This window comes from Acinetobacter sp. VT 511 (genome assembly GCF_001077515.1).
GTDB classification, from domain to species: Bacteria; Pseudomonadota; Gammaproteobacteria; order Pseudomonadales; family Moraxellaceae; genus Acinetobacter; species Acinetobacter schindleri.
The window spans coordinates 1-17,448 of the sequence record NZ_LFRE01000062.1 but is presented as its reverse complement, the minus strand read 5'-3'; the positions used below and the strand labels follow the sequence as shown (position 1 = coordinate 17,448).

General features: G+C 43.7%; 15 protein-coding genes and 4 tRNA genes. 15 read left to right on the top strand and 4 right to left on the bottom strand.

The window, feature by feature from the left end:
- Positions 1 to 22 precede the first annotated feature (22 nt).
- Complete coding sequence (locus ACS72_RS09480; RefSeq protein ID WP_008304233.1) at positions 23 to 901, bottom strand: metal-dependent hydrolase; 879 nt, start codon at positions 899 to 901, stop codon at positions 23 to 25.
- A gap of 143 nt (positions 902 to 1,044) precedes the next feature.
- Between ACS72_RS09480 and ACS72_RS09475 the strand changes: the two genes are divergently transcribed.
- A complete protein-coding gene (locus ACS72_RS09475; RefSeq protein WP_048881968.1) occupies positions 1,045 to 2,085 on the top strand; it encodes an AraC family transcriptional regulator in 1,041 nt (346 codons plus the stop codon).
- Between the two features lie 47 nt (positions 2,086 to 2,132).
- Here ACS72_RS09475 and ACS72_RS09470 read toward each other — a convergent pair whose 3' ends face one another.
- Positions 2,133 to 3,467 (bottom strand): Na+/H+ antiporter NhaC family protein, encoded by a 1,335-nt coding sequence (locus tag ACS72_RS09470; RefSeq protein ID WP_048881967.1) that lies wholly within the window; start codon positions 3,465 to 3,467, stop codon positions 2,133 to 2,135.
- 367 nt (positions 3,468 to 3,834) lie between these two features.
- On the opposite strand from ACS72_RS09470, the gene trpA reads away from it, so the two are divergent.
- From trpA to ACS72_RS09450, 4 genes are read left to right on the top strand one after another with little or no spacing between them, the layout of a single operon-like run.
- On the top strand, positions 3,835 to 4,638 hold the full coding sequence (gene trpA, locus ACS72_RS09465; RefSeq protein ID WP_004891514.1) for a tryptophan synthase subunit alpha: 804 nt from the start codon (positions 3,835 to 3,837) through the stop codon (positions 4,636 to 4,638).
- Positions 4,635 to 5,531, top strand: a complete 897-nt coding sequence (gene accD / locus ACS72_RS09460) for an acetyl-CoA carboxylase, carboxyltransferase subunit beta (protein ID WP_048881966.1) — start codon at positions 4,635 to 4,637, stop codon at positions 5,529 to 5,531. Before trpA ends, accD begins: the two co-directional genes overlap by 4 nt.
- Positions 5,528 to 6,814, top strand: a complete 1,287-nt coding sequence (gene folC / locus ACS72_RS09455) for a bifunctional tetrahydrofolate synthase/dihydrofolate synthase (protein ID WP_048881965.1) — start codon at positions 5,528 to 5,530, stop codon at positions 6,812 to 6,814. The genes accD and folC overlap by 4 nt, the downstream gene beginning before the upstream one ends.
- Complete coding sequence (locus ACS72_RS09450) at positions 6,811 to 7,842, top strand: SPOR domain-containing protein (protein WP_048881964.1); 1,032 nt, start codon at positions 6,811 to 6,813, stop codon at positions 7,840 to 7,842. Before folC ends, ACS72_RS09450 begins: the two co-directional genes overlap by 4 nt.
- A gap of 12 nt (positions 7,843 to 7,854) precedes the next feature.
- On the opposite strand, the gene ACS72_RS09445 is transcribed toward ACS72_RS09450, so the two are convergent.
- Both ACS72_RS09445 and ACS72_RS09440 read right to left on the bottom strand, forming a co-directional pair.
- On the bottom strand, positions 7,855 to 8,436 hold the full coding sequence (locus ACS72_RS09445; RefSeq protein ID WP_171249858.1) for a dual specificity protein phosphatase family protein: 582 nt from the start codon (positions 8,434 to 8,436) through the stop codon (positions 7,855 to 7,857).
- 467 nt (positions 8,437 to 8,903) lie between these two features.
- The gene (locus ACS72_RS09440; RefSeq protein WP_048881962.1) at positions 8,904 to 9,545 is read right to left on the bottom strand and encodes a peroxiredoxin; all 642 of its coding nucleotides are present in this window, start codon (positions 9,543 to 9,545) and stop codon (positions 8,904 to 8,906) included.
- A 322-nt stretch (positions 9,546 to 9,867) separates the two neighbouring features.
- On the opposite strand from ACS72_RS09440, the gene secA reads away from it, so the two are divergent.
- The 10 genes from secA to ACS72_RS09395 form a co-directional block, all read left to right on the top strand.
- On the top strand, positions 9,868 to 12,594 hold the full coding sequence (gene secA / locus ACS72_RS09435; RefSeq protein WP_048881961.1) for a preprotein translocase subunit SecA: 2,727 nt from the start codon (positions 9,868 to 9,870) through the stop codon (positions 12,592 to 12,594).
- Between the two features lie 135 nt (positions 12,595 to 12,729).
- The gene (locus ACS72_RS09430) at positions 12,730 to 13,083 is read left to right on the top strand and encodes a hypothetical protein (protein ID WP_048881960.1); all 354 of its coding nucleotides are present in this window, start codon (positions 12,730 to 12,732) and stop codon (positions 13,081 to 13,083) included.
- 154 nt (positions 13,084 to 13,237) lie between these two features.
- A complete protein-coding gene (gene argJ, locus ACS72_RS09425; protein WP_048881959.1) occupies positions 13,238 to 14,458 on the top strand; it encodes a bifunctional glutamate N-acetyltransferase/amino-acid acetyltransferase ArgJ in 1,221 nt (406 codons plus the stop codon).
- Between the two features lie 159 nt (positions 14,459 to 14,617).
- Positions 14,618 to 15,685 (top strand): quinolinate synthase NadA, encoded by a 1,068-nt coding sequence (gene nadA, locus ACS72_RS09420; RefSeq protein WP_048881958.1) that lies wholly within the window; start codon positions 14,618 to 14,620, stop codon positions 15,683 to 15,685.
- 153 nt (positions 15,686 to 15,838) lie between these two features.
- Positions 15,839 to 15,915 (top strand) — tRNA-Pro (locus tag ACS72_RS09415).
- 35 nt (positions 15,916 to 15,950) lie between these two features.
- Positions 15,951 to 16,027 (top strand) — tRNA-Arg (locus ACS72_RS09410).
- A gap of 34 nt (positions 16,028 to 16,061) precedes the next feature.
- A tRNA-His gene (locus ACS72_RS09405) sits at positions 16,062 to 16,137 on the top strand.
- Between the two features lie 17 nt (positions 16,138 to 16,154).
- Positions 16,155 to 16,231 (top strand) — tRNA-Pro (locus tag ACS72_RS09400).
- A gap of 501 nt (positions 16,232 to 16,732) precedes the next feature.
- Positions 16,733 to 17,128, top strand: coding sequence for a transposase family protein (locus ACS72_RS17475; protein WP_081405847.1), 396 nt, complete (start codon positions 16,733 to 16,735; stop codon positions 17,126 to 17,128).
- Positions 17,076 to 17,448: transposase family protein (locus tag ACS72_RS09395; protein ID WP_048881957.1), on the top strand; the 373-nt coding region annotated here is incomplete at its 3' end. The genes ACS72_RS17475 and ACS72_RS09395, both read left to right, overlap by 53 nt.

Sequence of the window (17,448 nt, the reverse complement as noted above, 5' to 3'; positions counted from 1 at the left end):
TTATTTTCTTACTTTTATTTTTTTAGTCTTTAGCTGCTCGCCAGAATGCTTCACCAGCCTGAATTGGATCATCGGTTTCACTCAGTGTTTTTACCCAGACGTCGTATTGAGCAATTACAGGATGCTGGCTAGGATGGAAATCCTTTTTAAACCAGTCACGATACTGTTTGCCCATACGGGTCAGCTTGCCTTTTTTACCAAAGAACCATGGCAGGCCGCGAATATTCATCTGCAGACGTTGGCGTGGCGTAAACCCGTCATGCTTTAACATCACATTGGCCCGATAAATGGTAAAGCCGATCATCAATACACTGGTCCATGCTAAGGTGAACTTTCGTAGATTTTCTGGTACATCGCCCACTTGTTTCATTACATCAAACGCAACATCACGATGTTCCATTTCCTCGATTGCATGCCAGGCAAACAGGGCACGCACATAAGGATGCGCTTCTTTCAAGGTGTCTTTATAAGCATAGAAGGTTTCTGCCATCAGCGCAGTCATATGCTCAGCCGCAGCGGTCATGGCAATGTTGTATTGAGGTGAGCGTTTTTCCAGTTCGAATTTAAAAATTCTGTTTAAACGCTGAATGAATTGATCTACTGGCATACCTTGCTGTTTCATGATCTGGTTCATCTTTTCATGGGCAATACCATGTTGTGCTTCCTGACGGATAAAGTCTGCTACCCGTTTTTGCAGGTCAGGATCGGTAATTTTATCGCGAAATAGGCGTACGCTTTGAATGAAGTAGCGTTCACCATCCGGAAAAGTCAGGCTCAAGGCGTCAAACATACGGGTTAGGAAAGGATCACCGCCAAACCAGAAGCGAGGAATTTCATCAAGTTTAAAGTCAAGATTGGTGCGAACCACCGGCTGTACAGTTGTTTTTAATGGTGCATTCATCTTTTGTCATTCTTGTTGATGTCGATGCTGACAGTATGTCGACTATTACACAAATTGTTTTGACAGTTATTGCCAATTTTTATACATTTTACGCCAAATGAAAATAAAGCTTGTCAAATTGCTGCACTCATAGAGAATTACACATGCAGGACATACGAATATCAAATGGTTATATTCAACTGTGGGCTACGCATCTGCGCGGCCTGGATATAGAACCCCTGCAGGCTGATTTTCTTAAAGATCTAAATACCTCATTGCGCCATTTAATTGACCAGCCTTTTGATACTGAAGTTCCTCTTGAGTTATTAAACACAGTTATTGAAAGAACCCAAACGTATCTGCATTGTCCGCAATTAATTTTTGAAATTGTCCAGTCTATTCGTCCGGAGCATTTTGGGGTATTGGGTTATATGGCCTCGAAAAGTAGCAGTATTTCCGAGATGATCGGTTATATCATGCGTTTTCAACGGCTAGTAGTGGATGGTAGTGAGTTTGTCCCTCTGCAGATAAAACAGCATGAACAAAGTATTGAACTGTACTGGGATTTTTTGCATGAGAAATATCAGTTGCTGAATGAATTAACGATTGCAGCGATGGTGCAACTGGGTCGTTATATTTTACAGGATCATCCGCTGGTACTACGTTGTGTTCGGTTAGCTCATGTACCGTTGATGGCACAACGGCATTATCAGAAATTCTTTGGCGTGGACGTGCGTTTTTCTCAGGCCTATTATAGTTTTGAGCTGGACTTACAAGATTTACAATTCAGGTCAGAACAGGCTGATCCGATGCTGTTACAGCTGCTCGTCCGCCAGGCTGAAGAAGCCATTGCTACCAGGTCTTCAAATGAATCAATATTACAGCAGGCACGAAAAATTATTGCTGATCAGCTACGTACTGAATATCAAGCAATTAAAATTGAGCAACTGGCACAGCAGCTATGGATGTCATCACGCAGCTTGCAGCGTTATTTAAGCAAGCAGGGCAGTTCCTTTAAAAAGTTGCTGGAACAGGAGCGAATGAAACGCTGTGAGACGCTATTACAGCAGGGACTTAGCCTGACTGAAATTGCTCAGCAGCTGGATTATTCTGATCAATCTGCATTGGCGCGTGCCTATAAAGCTGCAACTGGGCAAACACTTTTACAGGCACGAAAACTCTTCAAAACAAAGGAAGAAAAATAGAAATAAAAAAGCCATCCATAAGGATCGCTGATTTTTACTTTTACTGCTTAAGCATTTGCTTTGAGTCGGGGAAACCTAAACGCAATTGCCAGTACTGCAAAGATCGCTAGAATCCAGCAATAATAAACGCCACCAATCAATTCTACCGGAGACAGCTTGGCAATCGAACAGGCCAGCAATAGCTGTGCGCCGTAAGGAATCAGGCCTTGAACTACACAAGAGAAAATATCCATCAAGGCAGCAGACCGTTTTGGATCAACGCCATATTCTTTTGCCACTTCACGTGCCATATCACCAGACAAGATGATCGCCACGGTATTATTGGCCACAAACAGGTTCGAGAAAATTACCAGAAAACTGATACCAATTTCACCGGCACGTTGACGGCCAACTTTAAATAAACTGGTTAGCGCATAGATCCGTTCGATCAGCCAGCGTAAACCGCCTTCACGTTGCATGATGGCGGACAAGCCACCGAGGAACATCGATAGCAAAGCGACTTCGAACATCCCCACAAAACCATCATAAATTGAAGTATTCAGTTTGAGCAGGTCAAACTCTGATGTCGCGAACAGACCAAATAAGCCCGATAGCAATACGCCAATTGCCAAGACCGCAAGTACATGCAGACGACTAAAGGCCAAGACAAAAACCGCAATATAAGGCAGGACTAATAGCCAGTTAAACTCCTTATATTCCACGCTGCTTGTTGTACTGGTGTGAAAGAAATAAATCGCAATAGTGACAATTGATGCCGGCACCGCAATCCAGACATTGACCCGGAACTTGTCCCGTAGCTGGACTTTCTGGCTGCTGGTCGCCGCAATCGTAGTATCCGAGATCATCGACAGGTTATCACCAAACATCGCACCACCGACGACAGCACCAATGGCATGAATCACGGTAATATCTGTGGCTTGAGTAAAGCCAAAGGCAATCGGTGCACAGGCAGCAATCGTTCCCATTGAAGTGCCCATTGCGGTGGCAATGAATGCCGAAATAATAAATAGCATCGGCAAGACAAATTCTGGTGGAATCACCGACAGGCCCATTTGCACGGTGGCATCGACACTGCCAATAGCACTGCTAACACTGGCAAATGCTCCCGCCAGCATAAACACCATGAACATCAGAATCAGGTTAGGGTGACTGGCACCTTTAAGAAATTCTTCAATACCCTGGTTGAGTTTGCCGCGATACACTAATGCAGCCAAGATAATCGCAGGCAGGGCAGCAACAGGCGCTTTCACCTGATAGAACGCGAACTCGGTTCCGATCATGGTGTGATAAATCCCGCTGCCTAAAAAGATTGTTAAAAATACAATAAGCGGCAACAGTGCAATGGCCCGTGCCTGCACTGTAGCTTCTGAATCAGTCTGCATAGGAGATAGAAAAGTAAAAAAGTGCGCGTAGTATAAAGCAGGTTTTGCAATTTCAGAAAACTTTAAATATATGCGCTAACACCTGTGTTTTTATTCAATTTTTAGTGATAAAAATAAGTTTATCTAAACATTCAATATTTTACAGAATAGCGAAATTAGTCATCTTTGATCATTGAGAAAAAAATCAAAATATTCGTAAATACTGTCTTTCGGGTTGTTCTGAAATCTTCGCGCAGGAAATGAAATACAATACCGCTTCGCTGTGTACTGTTCAATGAACAAAAAATAGCGTTACAATGCGGTGTCTTGTATTTCTACAATAGTCAACGCTTCAAGTTTGAAAACACGTTAAGGAACGCACAACCCTATGTCACGTTTAGCCACACGATTTGGACAACTTAAATCTCAACAACGTAAAGCTTTAGTTTCTTATGTTATGGCTGGTGACCCGCATCCTGAGGTGACTGTACCTCTGCTCCATCAAATGGTAGATGCCGGTGTCGATGTGATTGAACTGGGTCTTCCATTTTCAGATCCGATGGCGGATGGTCCCGTGATTGCACTTGCTGCTGAACGCGCACTTGCAGGCGGAACCAATACCCTGAATGCTCTGGAAATGGTGAAAGAGTTTCGTCAGAAAGATAACGAAACTCCTGTGGTTCTGATGGGTTATTTAAACCCTGTTGAAGTGATTGGCTATGAAAAGTTCGTGGCTTATGCTCATGAATGTGGAGTCGATGGTGTACTTCTGGTGGATCTGCCACCTGAAGAAGCAGATGATTTGAAAATCGTATTGCAAAAATACGACATGGATCAAATCTTCCTGCTGGCGCCAACTTCAACCGATGCCCGTATTCAGCACGTGGTAAAACAGGCCAGCGGCTTTATTTACTATGTGTCACTAAAAGGGGTGACCGGTGCAGCAACTTTAGATGTATCTGAAGCTGCCGCTCGCATTCAGAAAATTAAGACCGAGACAGATGTTCCTGTTGGCGTTGGTTTTGGTATCAGTGATGCCGCATCTGCGAAAGCGATGGGTGTTGCTGCCGATGCAGTGATTGTAGGAAGTGCGTTCGTGAAGCAGTTTGCAACGCTCGCGCCAGAACAAGCCGTTGTCGAAACGGTGAATAAAGTCAAGGAGCTTCGAGCAGCGCTCGATGAGTTAGTATGAGTCAACCAGTCAAATCAGGCAAAATTCTGAGCCCATCGACCCCATGGACGGAACGTACAGTTCCAGGTATTGATGTTCCTGATGAGCAAACCGCACTTAAGGCGACATTTACTGAGCCAACGATTGAGTGCCCAGAATGTCATGCTTTGGTGACACGTACCGCGATGTCATTTAATGCCTATGTTTGTCCACAATGTGATGAACATCTGAGAATGAAGGCACGTGACCGTCTGAACTGGTTCTTTGATCAGGTACAGACTGAAATGGGTCAGGAATTTACGGCCAAAGATCCACTGAAATTTGTCGACAGCAAAGCTTATCCTGAGCGTATGTCGGAAGCACAAAAGAAAACGGGTGAAACTGAAGCCTTAGTTGTGATGCAGGGTCAGCTGAAAGGCGTAGCAATGATTGCAACTGCTTTTGAATTTGATTTCATGGGCGGTTCAATGGGTACTGTGGTGGGTGACCGTTTTGTGCAAGCCGCTGAACGTGCGATTGAACTTCAACAGCCATTGATCTGTTTTGCCGCTTCAGGTGGAGCACGTATGCAGGAAGGCATGTTGTCTTTGATGCAGATGGCTCGTACATCAGCTGCAATCCAGCGTCTGAAAGAAGCAGGTCTGCCATACGTAGTCGTGCTTACCCATCCGGTTTATGGTGGTGTAACTGCATCTCTGGCTATGTTAGGTGATGTGCATATTGCTGAACCGAAAGCAATGATCGGTTTTGCGGGTAAACGTGTCATCGAACAAACAGTACGTGAAAAGCTGGAAGAACCTTTCCAACGTGCAGAATATTTGCTTGATCATGGTGTGATCGACCAAATTGTTCACCGTCATGCATTACGTGATACAGTCTATCGTATTGTCACGAAATTGATGAATTTGCCTTGAACACAGCAGCACCTTTAGCAACAGATTCTTTAGATACATGGCTCGATTATTGGAGCCATGTTCACGTTACGGGTATTGATTTAGGTCTGGAACGGGTCATTCCAGTCGCTGAAAAGCTGGGCGTTACACAGCCTGAAGCCAAAGTGCTGACCGTTGCTGGAACCAATGGTAAAGGTTCGACCACGACCACCTTGGCCGCCATTCTAAATGCACAAGGTTTGAAGGTGGGTCTGTATCAATCCCCGCATGTGTATCGCTTTAATGAGCGCGTCAAACTATGCGGTATTGAAGTTGAAGATCAGTTGCTGGTAGATGCTTTTGTTGAAGTTGATCAGGCTCGCCGCGAATGTGGTTTGAACCTGTCTTTCTTTGAAGCAACCACACTCGCTGCCTTTGTTATTTTTAAAAATGAAGCGTGTGATGTATGGGTGCTGGAAGTAGGGTTGGGTGGTCGTCTGGACGTGGTCAATGTCGTCAATCCAGACGTTGCAGTGATTACCAATATTGGTCTGGACCATACCGACTGGCTCGGTGATACTATTGAAAAAATTGCCTTTGAAAAAGCCGGCATTATCCGTTCAAATATTCCGGTGGTTTTTGGCGGACAGCAGGACATTCCTCAAGCGATTTTAGATAAGGCTGCCGAATGTACAGCGCCGTTATATGCCATCAATCGTGATTATTTTTATGAAGCCTTTGAAGATGGTGCATCCTGGGGCTTTGCATCTTCCGGGACAACACTGAAACTTCCGACAGGTTCATTGGCACTGGATAATATCTCGACAGCTGTTGCAGCAATTCTGGTGAGTGGTCTGGAAGTCAGTCAGGAAGCCATTGCACAAGGAATTCAGACGGCAAAATTGCCAGGTCGTTTTGAGATTCGTGAAATTACAAATAAAACTGTGATATTTGATGCCGGGCATAATCCGCATGGGGTCGAATTCCTGTTAAAACAGTTAAGTCACTATTTAAATCATCATTCGCAGATTTCGGAAGTAGTCTGTGTCTTTTCGATGTTAGGTGATAAAGATATAAATTCTGTAGTCGGGTTATTGAAAGACAGTATCCGATTATGGAAAATTGCACCGTTAAATGTTCCACGTGCAGCAGAGCTGTCGGTATTGACTGATGCTTTAGCCGGGCAAGCGGTGGAAACCTATAACAATGTTAAATTAGCTTTTCAATCAGCGCTGGATGAAACGAATAATAATCAGCTGATCTTAGTGTGTGGTTCATTTCATACGTTAGAAGCGGTATGGGAGTATTTGGAAGAATGTCAATGAATAACAAACAACGCTGGATGGGAGGCGTTGTTTTATTAGGTGGTGGTGTTTTATTGGCAGCATTACTCCTGAAAGGCAAAGCAGAAATTGATCATCATAGTGTGAATGTGCCAGAACAGCCAGCTCAGGTAGAAAGTCGGGATGTAGGTGGTCCGAGTTCATTGACGGTAGATGTTGAAACTGAAAAACGTCTTCTGGAGCAGCAGCGCCGTGACCGTGAAAAGGCCGTAGCTGAGCAGGAAGCACGTGCAGCAGAATTCCTGGCGATGCAACAGCAGGCTGAAGCGGATGCAGCACGTAAGGCGGCTGAAGAATATGCTGCCCTAAATGCACACCGTATGGGCCAGCAAAGCTCAGACAATATTCCGCCAGAACTGGTAGAAGATGAACAGACCAAACAGAAACGTTTAGCCGAAGACAAAGCGGCCGCGCAAAAAAAGCTTGAGCAACAGAATTTAACCCAGCAGCAAGATTCTTCTGATGCTGTGAAGAAAGAAGCTGAGCGTAAAGCTGCAGAGGAAAAGCGCAAGGCAGAAGAGCGTAAAGCGGCTGAGAAGAAAGAGGCTGAGCGCAAAGCTGCTGAAGAAAAACGTAAGGCGGAAGAAAAGCATAAAGCCGAACAGCAGAAAGCAGAAGAACAGCGTAAAGCGGCTGAGAAGAAAGAAGCTGAACAAAAAGCTGCCGAAGAGAAACGTAAGGCTGAGGAAAAACGTAAAGCTGAAGAAGCCAAGAAAAAGGCTGAAGCTGAAAAAGCACGTAAGTTGCTAGAAGGTGAAGATGACAAGCAGTGGATGGTTCAGGTGGCACTGGCTGCCAATGAAGCCAATGCTGATGCAATTGCCGCAAAACTGCGTGCCAAAGGCTATAAGGTGACCAAGAGCCCAACCTCAAAAGGAATACGGATTATGGTGGGTCCATCGAAAGACCGTGAAGCAGCTGATGCGATCCGTAAGAAAATCGCCTCTGATGCCAGTCTGAACATGAAATCAGCCTGGGTTAACGATTGGGTGCCTTTAGATAAACGTTAATTTAAGTCTGCTTTAAACAGATGGATCCGTGAGTTGCTCTCGGATCCATTTTACATTTTCAGGGGTAAATAATTTTTCAATATTGCGCCAGATACTGTGAAAACCATAACCGCCATGTTTCATTTCTTTTACCGCATCATCAATACTCCAGTTCTGAAAAATAATCCGGTACATGGCTACACTGGCACCGGTACGATCAGAACCGTGATAGCAGTGTAATAATACCTTTTCATTATTTTGCCGTGCCTGCTGAATCAGCTGCATCACCTTGAGTAAATCTTCACTTTGCATAGCCCAGGTATGAATGGGTATATGTCTCAGCTTTAGATTTTCATTGTCGAGTATTTCAGAATCTTTATCACGTGAACGCAGGTTAATGACCACATCAATGTCATACTGTTTCAACAAAGGCTTCAGTTCATGGCTGGGCTGTTCACTGCGATAGAGTTCATTACTAATCTGATAGAAATTATATTGTTGATGAATTTCCTGTCCCCAATGCGCAGGACGCTGATATTCTGGCAAGGCAGGTGTAGTCATACAGCCAGCTAAGGCAAAGATAGAAACGATAAAAAATGAATAATAATTTTTCATGGTGCTCTGAATTGTAGTTTTAATCACTATTTTAAACAGAATAAAACTTTTCACAAAGAAAAAGCCTGTCTGAAGACAGGCTTAATAGAAAGCTCGATAACCCGGCTCGTCAATGGGTTTTAATCAAAACATCGAAATGAATATTTATGATTTTGACTATCTTGATTTCCATGGTGGAGAGTTGATTACAGCTTAATTTTAGTTTAATGAGCAACTCGGCTTTAGTTTACCGCTTGAAGCATGGCTTCTCGTCTGCATGCGGAATATATTCCTCAGGACGGAACATGGTTTCTATTTGGAAACTACGCGCTTCGCTTGTCTTGCGAAAAACTAAAGCAACGCTTTAGTTTTAACTCGAAGCATAGCTTCTCGTCTTCTTGCGGAATATTCCTCAGGGCAAGGCAGCGCCTTGCTGATCCTTTACTACGCACTTCGTTTGTCTTGCGCAAAATTAAAAAGGAGTCCTTTTAATTTTGCTCAGGCTGGGGCGTTAAACGCAGGTAAGGAGTTACTGCCTTATAACCTTTAGGGAAGCGCTGTTTGATTTCTTCCTCGTCTTTCAATGAAGGAACAATCACTACATCATCGCCCTGTTGCCAGTTGGCAGGCGTTGCCACTTTATGGTTATCAGTCAACTGAAGTGAATCAACCACACGTAGAATTTCGTGGAAGTTACGACCAGTCGATGCGGGGTAAGTGATGATCAGACGCACTTTCTTGTTCGGATCAATGATCACCAGAGAACGTACGGTCAGTGTTTCACTTGCATTGGGGTGAATAAAATCATATAGGGTAGACACCTTACGGTCCTGATCTGCAATGATCGGAAAATTCACGCTGGTATTTTGAGTTTCATTAATGTCTTTGATCCAGCCATGATGTGAATCTACATCATCTACGGATAAGGCGATAGCTTTTATACCACGCTTTTCAAATTCATCTTTAAGCTTTGCAGTAAAGCCAAGTTCAGTGGTACATACTGGCGTATAGTCCGCTGGATGCGAGAACAGAATGCCCCAGCTATCACCTAAAAAGTCATAGAAATTAATTAGACCTTCGCTTGATTGTTGTTCAAAGTTCGGTGCGGTATCGCCTAAACGTAAAGTCATGATATGTGCCTCAAAATTCTGTTATTGGTTTGGATAAAACTAATATGAACCAGTTTTTTTATAATTAAAAATAGCGTTTTTAGCTTTTCTTATGAGAAAAAGTGCATAAAGATAAAATCCATCTATCTGCTTTTGAATCAAACAGCCATGCATTTTACTATATTGCGTGTTCAAAATTTGCTACATTACGTTGCCTTAGATCTCCGGGCTGGAAGCTGGAATAAGGTTTTTTTATTAAAACCCTTGTAGTTCAAATTTCTAGCACCATAATAAACGACTAAGAACATATTCATTTGACAAGCAAGATTTAGAGAGTCTATTCATGTTGGCAAGTCTGATCGGAGGAATCTTCGGTACCAAAAATGAGCGCGAACTCAAACGCATGCGTAAAATCGTAGAAAAGATTAATGCGCTCGAGCCGACGATATCAGCCCTAAGCGATGCAGACTTATCTGCAAAAACTGAAGAATTCAAACAACGATATAATAACGGCGAAAGTCTAGATAAATTACTCCCTGAAGCGTTTGCGGTCTGCCGTGAAGCAGGTAAACGTATTATGGGAATGCGTCATTACGACGTACAGCTGATCGGTGGTATTACCCTGCATGAAGGCAAAATTGCCGAGATGCGTACTGGTGAAGGTAAAACCCTGATGGGTACCTTGGCCTGTTATCTGAATGCTTTAAGTGGTCAGGGCGTACATGTCATTACTGTGAACGATTACCTGGCACAGCGTGATGCTGAGTTAAACCGTCCATTATTCGAATTCTTGGGTTTGAGCATTGGTATCATTTACTCCATGCAAAACCCGGCAGAAAAAGCTGAAGCTTATAAAGCCGATATCACGTACGGTACCAATAACGAATTCGGTTTTGACTATCTGCGTGACAACATGGTGTTCTCGCTGGCAGAGAAAAAGCAGCGTGGTCTGACTTATGCGATTATCGATGAGGTCGATTCGATTCTGATCGATGAAGCACGTACACCATTGATCATTTCTGGTCAAAGTGAAGACTCTTCTCAGCTTTATTCTGCAATCAATAGTATTCCACCAAAATTACATCCGCAAAAAGAAGAGAAAGTGCCGGATGGCGGTCATTTCTGGATTGATGAAAAACAGCGTTCTGTAGAAATCACCGAAACCGGTTTTGAATTTGTTGAAAATGAACTGATCTCTATGGGTTTGCTAGCTGAAGGCGAGAGTCTGTATTCAGCATCTAACCTGAATCTTGTGCACCACGTGACTGCGGCAATTCGTGCGCATTACCTGTATCAACGCAATGTGCATTACATTATCCATGAAGGTGAAGTCATCATTGTTGATGAGAACACGGGTCGTACCATGCCGGGCCGTCGCTGGTCTGAAGGTTTGCATCAAGCGGTAGAAGCGAAAGAGGGTCTGGAAATCCAGCCTGAAAACCAGACGCTTGCAACCACAACTTTCCAGAACTATTTCCGTCTTTATAAAAAACTGTCTGGTATGACCGGTACAGCGGATACTGAAGCTGCGGAAATGAAAGAAATTTATGGTCTGGATGTGGTGCTGATTCCAACCCACCGTCCGATGATCCGTAATGACCAGAATGACTTGATTTACCTGAATCGTGAAGGTAAATACAACGCCATTATTCAGGAGATTCAACGTGTTCATGAAGCTGGTGTAGCACCGATTCTAATTGGTACTGCAACTATCGAAGCTTCTGAAATTCTTTCTGACAAATTGCGAGAAGCGGGCATTCAGCACGAAGTTCTGAATGCAAAACAGCACGAACGTGAAGCAGATATTATTGCCCAAGCTGGTGCACCACGTGCAGTAACCATTGCCACAAACATGGCAGGTCGTGGTACCGATATTTTGCTGGGCGGTAACTGGAAAGCCAAACTCGCTAAAATTGAAAATCCAACAGCTGAAGATGAAGCTCGCTTGAAAGCTGAATGGGAAGAGAACCATGAAGCCGTATTGGCATCAGGTGGCTTGCATATTATTGGTTCTGAGCGTCACGAATCGCGTCGTATCGATAACCAATTGCGTGGTCGTGCCGGTCGTCAAGGCGACCCGGGTGTATCCCGTTTCTATCTGTCACTTGAAGATGACTTGATGCGTATCTTCGCAGGTGACCGTATCATTGCCATGATGCGTGCCATGGGTCTGCAAGAAGATGAAGCGATTGAGCACAAGATGGTATCGCGCTCAATTGAAAATGCGCAGCGTAAAGTTGAAGCGCGTAACTTCGATATTCGTAAGAACCTGTTGAAATACGATGACGTAAATAACGAACAGCGTAAGATCATTTATTCTCAACGTGATGATATTCTGGCTGAAAGCTCTTTACAAGATTACATCGAAGAAATGATCCGCGATGTCATGAAGGGCATGATTGCCAACTATGTTCCGCCAGAATCTATTCATGACCAGTGGGATATTGAAGGTCTGGAACAGGCATTGAAAGAAGACCTGAACTTCGAATTACCAATAGGTCAATGGTTAGAACAGGACCGTCGTCTGGATGAAGAAGGTCTGGTTGAACGTATTACCGATGAGGTGATTAATCGCTACCGCGAACGTCGTGAACAGATGGGTGCTGAATCTGCAGCAACTTTGGAACGTCACTTCCTGTTGAATTCTCTGGATCGTCATTGGAAAGAGCATCTGGCTGCGATGGATTACCTGCGTCAAGGTATTCATCTACGTGGTTATGCACAGAAAAATCCGGAACAGGAATACAAGAAAGAAGCGTACAACCTGTTTGTGAATATGCTGGGTGTGATCAAATCTGATGTGGTAATGGACCTGTCCCGTATCCATGTACCAACTGCTGAAGAACTGGCTGAGATGGAAGCACAGCAACAGGCTCAGGCTGAAGCAATGCGTATCCAGTTGTCTCATCAGGAATTTGACAGTCTGCTGGAGGGTGGGGAAGAGGATCATACCCTGCAAAATGCCAATACAACTTCAGTTGCACCGGTATTTGAAGCGCCTGCAAGCCGTAATGCACCGTGTCCATGTGGTTCAGGTCTGAAATACAAACAGTGTCACGGTAAAATTTAAGTGATATAAAAAATCAGAGCTCTAGGGCTCTGATTTTTTTATGTGAAAAAGTTTTTCAAAAGCACATTTTGAATTGCAGTCCATAACATTAAGTGTTATTTAGTTGCTCATTGGACATCAAATTGCGGACAGACAATGAAAAAAGTATTAAAACCGTTGATGATTGCTGCTTTGGCAATCCCTACATTGAGTTTTGCAGCTTCAGAAACCACAACTGTAGATAAAGTCAAACAAGCCATTGGCCCAACGACTGCACCTGTTCAGGTAGATGCAAGCGGTCAGGTGACTGTGGAAAGCCCTCGTACAGGTATCCGTTATACCTTTGCCAATCCGAACCGTCCGATCGTACTACAAACTGCTGCAATTACTGCTGCCAATGCAGCCAATGCTGATCGTATTGTGGCATCTAATCCGGCATTGTCCGCGACTAGTCAGCAACAGGCGAAACAAGCATTGCTAAATGAAGCTGCCCAGCTGGCAAAAAACTAAGTTTTGCTGAGCTTAATAAAACCAGTCACTATGACTGGTTTTTTATTGTGAAAAACCATAAGAAAAGTGAGCGTCTATCAGGCTTTGGCTCGATTTTTTGTCTCAGATCAACTAAGCTGTATTTTTCTAAAACTTCAATATTGGACATTTTAAAATGGCAGTTGGTGACGTATCTATGCCACAGATGCATGTGGTGAAAGGGGTAAAAATTGGTTCGGCAGAAGCGTATGTGCGCTATCAGAACCGACGTGACCTGGTGATATTTGAACTGGCTGAAGGCTCCAATGTTGCAGGTGTATTTACCCAAAATGCTTTTTGTGCAGCACCAGTTCATGTGTCTAAGGCACATTTGACAGTAGGCAATCCACGTTATTTAGTGATTAATACGGGTAATGCAAATGCTGGTACAGGCCCAACCGGTCTGGCAAATGCAGAAGCAACTTGTGCAAAGCTTGCTGAGCTTGCTGGCGTAAAACCAGAGCAAGTGCTTCCATTCTCAACAGGTGTGATTGGTGAGCAACTACCAATGGAGCGCCTATTGAGCGGTTTACAGCCAGCACTAGACTCATTGCGTGATGATGCATGGGGAGATGCAGCGACTGGGATCATGACCACAGACACCACACCAAAAGGTGCTTCTGAACAGTTCGAAATGGATGGCATCACCTATACCATGACTGGTATTTCTAAAGGTGCGGGCATGATTCGTCCGAATATGGCGACCATGTTAGGGTATGTAGCCACTGATGCACCGATTAGCCGTGAACTGGTTCAACAGTTGCTATCTACAACAGTGAACGTGTCATTCAACCGTATTACCATTGATGGCGATACTTCAACCAATGACTCTTGTATTTTTATTGCGACTGGACAGGCGGGCGGTGCTGAAATTAGCTTTACTGAAGATCCACGTTATGCAGTAGTTCTTGAAGTACTTGCACGTACCATGAAACGTTTGGCTCAATTGATCGTACGTGATGGTGAAGGCGCGACCAAATTCATCACTGTGGCAGTTGAGGGTGGAGCAAATACACAAGAATGCTGTGATATTGCCTATAGTATTGCCCATTCTCCGCTGGTAAAAACAGCGATCTTTGCTTCTGATCCAAATTGGGGGCGTATCCTGGCTGCGATTGGTTATGCTGGTGTGGCAAACTTAGACGTTGCAAAAATTCAGGTTTGGTTAGATGATGTACAAATCTGTAAAGATGGTGGTGCAGCGGCAGATTATACGGAAGAAGCTGGTGCGCGAGTGATGTCTCAGGCAGAAATGACCATTCGTGTTGACCTTGGACGAGGGACAGCGAAAGATACGGTTTATACCTGTGACCTGTCTTATGACTATGTCCGAATCAATGCGGACTACCGTTCATAATGCTGATTTAATTCAAAAGCCTCCGTTTGGAGGCTTTTTTATACTTTTTAAATTTTTATTGAATGGTCAAAAAAGGCATATTGCCAAAACTGACCGGTATGTGATGTAGGGTGGATGTCTGACGTAAGGCAGGCATATAGGAAAAGAGAAGATGTTGTTATGAATGATGCAACCAAACTGATAGCCAATGAAGCCAAATCAATTGTGCAGGCACATTTAGACCGCCTGGGTGAAACGAAAGAGCATCAGTTGAGTGAACAGGCCAAGCAGGAAAAGTTTGCACAGATCCAGGCAGAGCTTAAAAAGCGTGATGCTGTACTGGTCGCACATTATTACTGTGATCCTGAGGTTCAGGAACTGGCAGAACTCACCGGTGGTTGTGTGTCTGATTCATTGGAAATGGCTCGTTTTGGTCGCGATCATCCAGCGTCCACTCTGGTCGTCGCTGGTGTAAAATTTATGGGGGAAACGTCAAAAATTTTATCACCGAATAAAACTGTACTTATGCCAACATTAGAAGCGACCTGTTCACTGGATCTCGGCTGTCCTGTCGATGAATTTACCAAGTTCTGCGATGCTCATCCTGATCATACTGTAGTGGTTTACGCCAATACTTCGGCAGCTGTAAAAGCACGTGCGGACTGGGTGGTGACGTCAAGCTGTGCAGTAGAAATTATCGAGCATTTAGATAGCTTAGGTGAAAAAATCATTTGGGCACCAGATCAGCATCTTGGTCGTTATATTGAAAAGAAAACCGGTGCAGATATGTTGCTATGGGATGGTGCGTGCATTGTGCATGAAGAATTCCGGTCACGTGGCATTGCCAATATGAAAGCGCTGTATCCAGATGCTGCGGTACTGGTACATCCTGAATCTCCTATGTCTGTAGTTGAAATTGCAGATGCAGTTGGAAGTACCTCGCAACTGATTAAAGCTGCTCAGACTTTGCCTAATGAGCGACTGATTGTGGCAACAGATCGCGGTATTTTCTACAAAATGCAGCAGGCTGTACCGAACAAGATCCTGATTGAAGCACCAACTGCTGGCGAGGGAGCTACCTGCCGCTCATGTGCGCATTGTCCTTGGATGGCGATGAATGAACTTGATGGTATTCTGCATGTGTTGCAACATGGCGATCAGGAAATTCATGTCGATCCTGCTTTGGCAGAACGGGCAAAATTACCACTTGACCGGATGTTGGACTTTAGTGCAGGTCTAAAACGTTAGAATTTGTATAAAAAATGTCTGAAATGCTTGATAAATATACGCTTGAAGCGATTTTTTGATTTTTTTTAAATATAGGTGTTGACGTCTTTGGGCGTCGCGCCTAGAATGCACACCGTACCAAGCGATTAGCTTGATACGAAAGCTGAGATGAATCGGAGCATAGCACAGCCTGGTAGTGCACCTGGTTTGGGACCAGGGGGTCGTAGGTTCGAATCCTACTGCTCCGACCAATTCTTCAAGGCGGATGATAAGTATCATCGGTAAAGCGCTTGTAGCTCAGTTGGATAGAGCATCCGCCTTCTAAGCGGATGGTCACAGGTTCGAATCCTGTCAGGCGCGCCATTTGGTTGCCTGGTATTTTAGAATCAAAATGATGGTGGATGTAGCTCAGTTGGTAGAGCCCTGGATTGTGATTCCAGTTGTCGCGGGTTCGAATCCCGTCATTCACCCCAACTTTTAAAGTTGAAATCGGAGCATAGCACAGCCTGGTAGTGCACCTGGTTTGGGACCAGGGGGTCGTAGGTTCGAATCCTACTGCTCCGACCATCTCCTTAAAGATGGTCGAGATAAAAGATACCGCGTTAAGCGGTTTTTTTATGCCTGAAATTTAATAATTCAAATAAAATTAGAATGAGTTTTTAAATTACTTCTCAATTAGATTAATTGTTTCTTTAAATATTCTGCTTTGTATATTGTCTGACTTTATTGAGATAACTTTGCTTTGGTCTGATGTGATCACTGATCCAGATTGCTGGCCCTATAACATAACCATAAATAATAACGATGCTGAAAACCATCATTGCGACACTACTTATTGAAAATAACAAGCTTGAAGTAATTATCTATATTTCGCTAAAAGATATTTATCGGGGCTTTTCTTGAGGATGTTTTAAAAGTATGAAAAATTATTTTTTGAAATGATAAGAGTGAGTGGCTGGTAAAAGATAAAGATAAAGATAAAAGATCTCTTTCATAAATCAAAAAACGATCTTCTTTTTGGTTAATATTTGCACTCCGGATTTCTTGGCATTCGTGCATAATCTGCGGATGAAATACATCGATTCAAACAAGCTCTCTGATCCTCAGTTCAAGCGATACACAGGCATCTCATGGTCAACTTTCTATTTGATGGTTGAGCAATTGCAGAAGCATGTCTCTGCCAAAGGCAGACCGCCCAAGTTAAGCCTGGAGGATCAGGTTCTGCTCTGTCTGAGCTATTGGCGGGAATACCGAACCTTATTTCACGTTGCGACGAGTTACGGGATTTCAGAGCCCACAGCCTCAAGAATTGTCCGTCATGTTGAAGACTGCCTGATTCGGTCCAATCTGTTTAATTTACCCAAAGATTTACCCGAGGGCGAAGGCATCGACTGGAATGTTGTGATCGTGGATGCCACGGAAATTCCAATCCAAAGGCCTAAAAAAACAGAAAAAAAGCTATAGCGGCAAGAAAAAGACCCATACCTTTAAAGTACAGGCCATGATTCACTACAAAACTCAGCAAATTCTGAGTTTATGTACCAGTCGCGGTGCAGTGCATGATTTCGAGTTGTTCAAACGCAATTTAAACCAGATTCCTTTTAAGGCTTTTATCCTTGCAGATAAAGGCTATCAGGGGATTTATGTGTTGTATCCGAATAGCCTGTTACCATTAAAAGCCAAAAGACACTGTAAATTAGATCCTGAATTGAAAATCTATAATCAGGAAATCAATAAAAGAAGAATCGGAATTGAGCATGTATTTGGCAGCCTGAAAACCTTCA

Excerpts from the sequence above, each read along its gene's own strand:
- ACS72_RS09430 (WP_048881960.1), top strand. The coding sequence starts at position 12,730 with ATGAAAAAAGTATTAAAACCGTTGATGATTGCTGCTTTGGCAATCCCT.
- nadA (WP_048881958.1), top strand. The coding sequence starts at position 14,618 with ATGAATGATGCAACCAAACTGATAGCCAATGAAGCCAAATCAATTGTG.
- ACS72_RS09450 (WP_048881964.1), top strand. The coding sequence starts at position 6,811 with ATGAATAACAAACAACGCTGGATGGGAGGCGTTGTTTTATTAGGTGGT.
- ACS72_RS09445 (WP_171249858.1), bottom strand. The coding sequence starts at position 8,436 with ATGAAAAATTATTATTCATTTTTTATCGTTTCTATCTTTGCCTTAGCT.
- ACS72_RS09480 (WP_008304233.1), bottom strand. The coding sequence starts at position 901 with ATGAATGCACCATTAAAAACAACTGTACAGCCGGTGGTTCGCACCAAT.
- trpA (WP_004891514.1), top strand. The coding sequence starts at position 3,835 with ATGTCACGTTTAGCCACACGATTTGGACAACTTAAATCTCAACAACGT.
- secA (WP_048881961.1), top strand. The coding sequence starts at position 9,868 with ATGTTGGCAAGTCTGATCGGAGGAATCTTCGGTACCAAAAATGAGCGC.
- ACS72_RS17475 (WP_081405847.1), top strand. The coding sequence starts at position 16,733 with ATGAAATACATCGATTCAAACAAGCTCTCTGATCCTCAGTTCAAGCGA.
- ACS72_RS09440 (WP_048881962.1), bottom strand. The coding sequence starts at position 9,545 with ATGACTTTACGTTTAGGCGATACCGCACCGAACTTTGAACAACAATCA.
- argJ (WP_048881959.1), top strand. The coding sequence starts at position 13,238 with ATGGCAGTTGGTGACGTATCTATGCCACAGATGCATGTGGTGAAAGGG.
- ACS72_RS09475 (WP_048881968.1), top strand. The coding sequence starts at position 1,045 with ATGCAGGACATACGAATATCAAATGGTTATATTCAACTGTGGGCTACG.
- accD (WP_048881966.1), top strand. The coding sequence starts at position 4,635 with ATGAGTCAACCAGTCAAATCAGGCAAAATTCTGAGCCCATCGACCCCA.
- ACS72_RS09470 (WP_048881967.1), bottom strand. The coding sequence starts at position 3,467 with ATGCAGACTGATTCAGAAGCTACAGTGCAGGCACGGGCCATTGCACTG.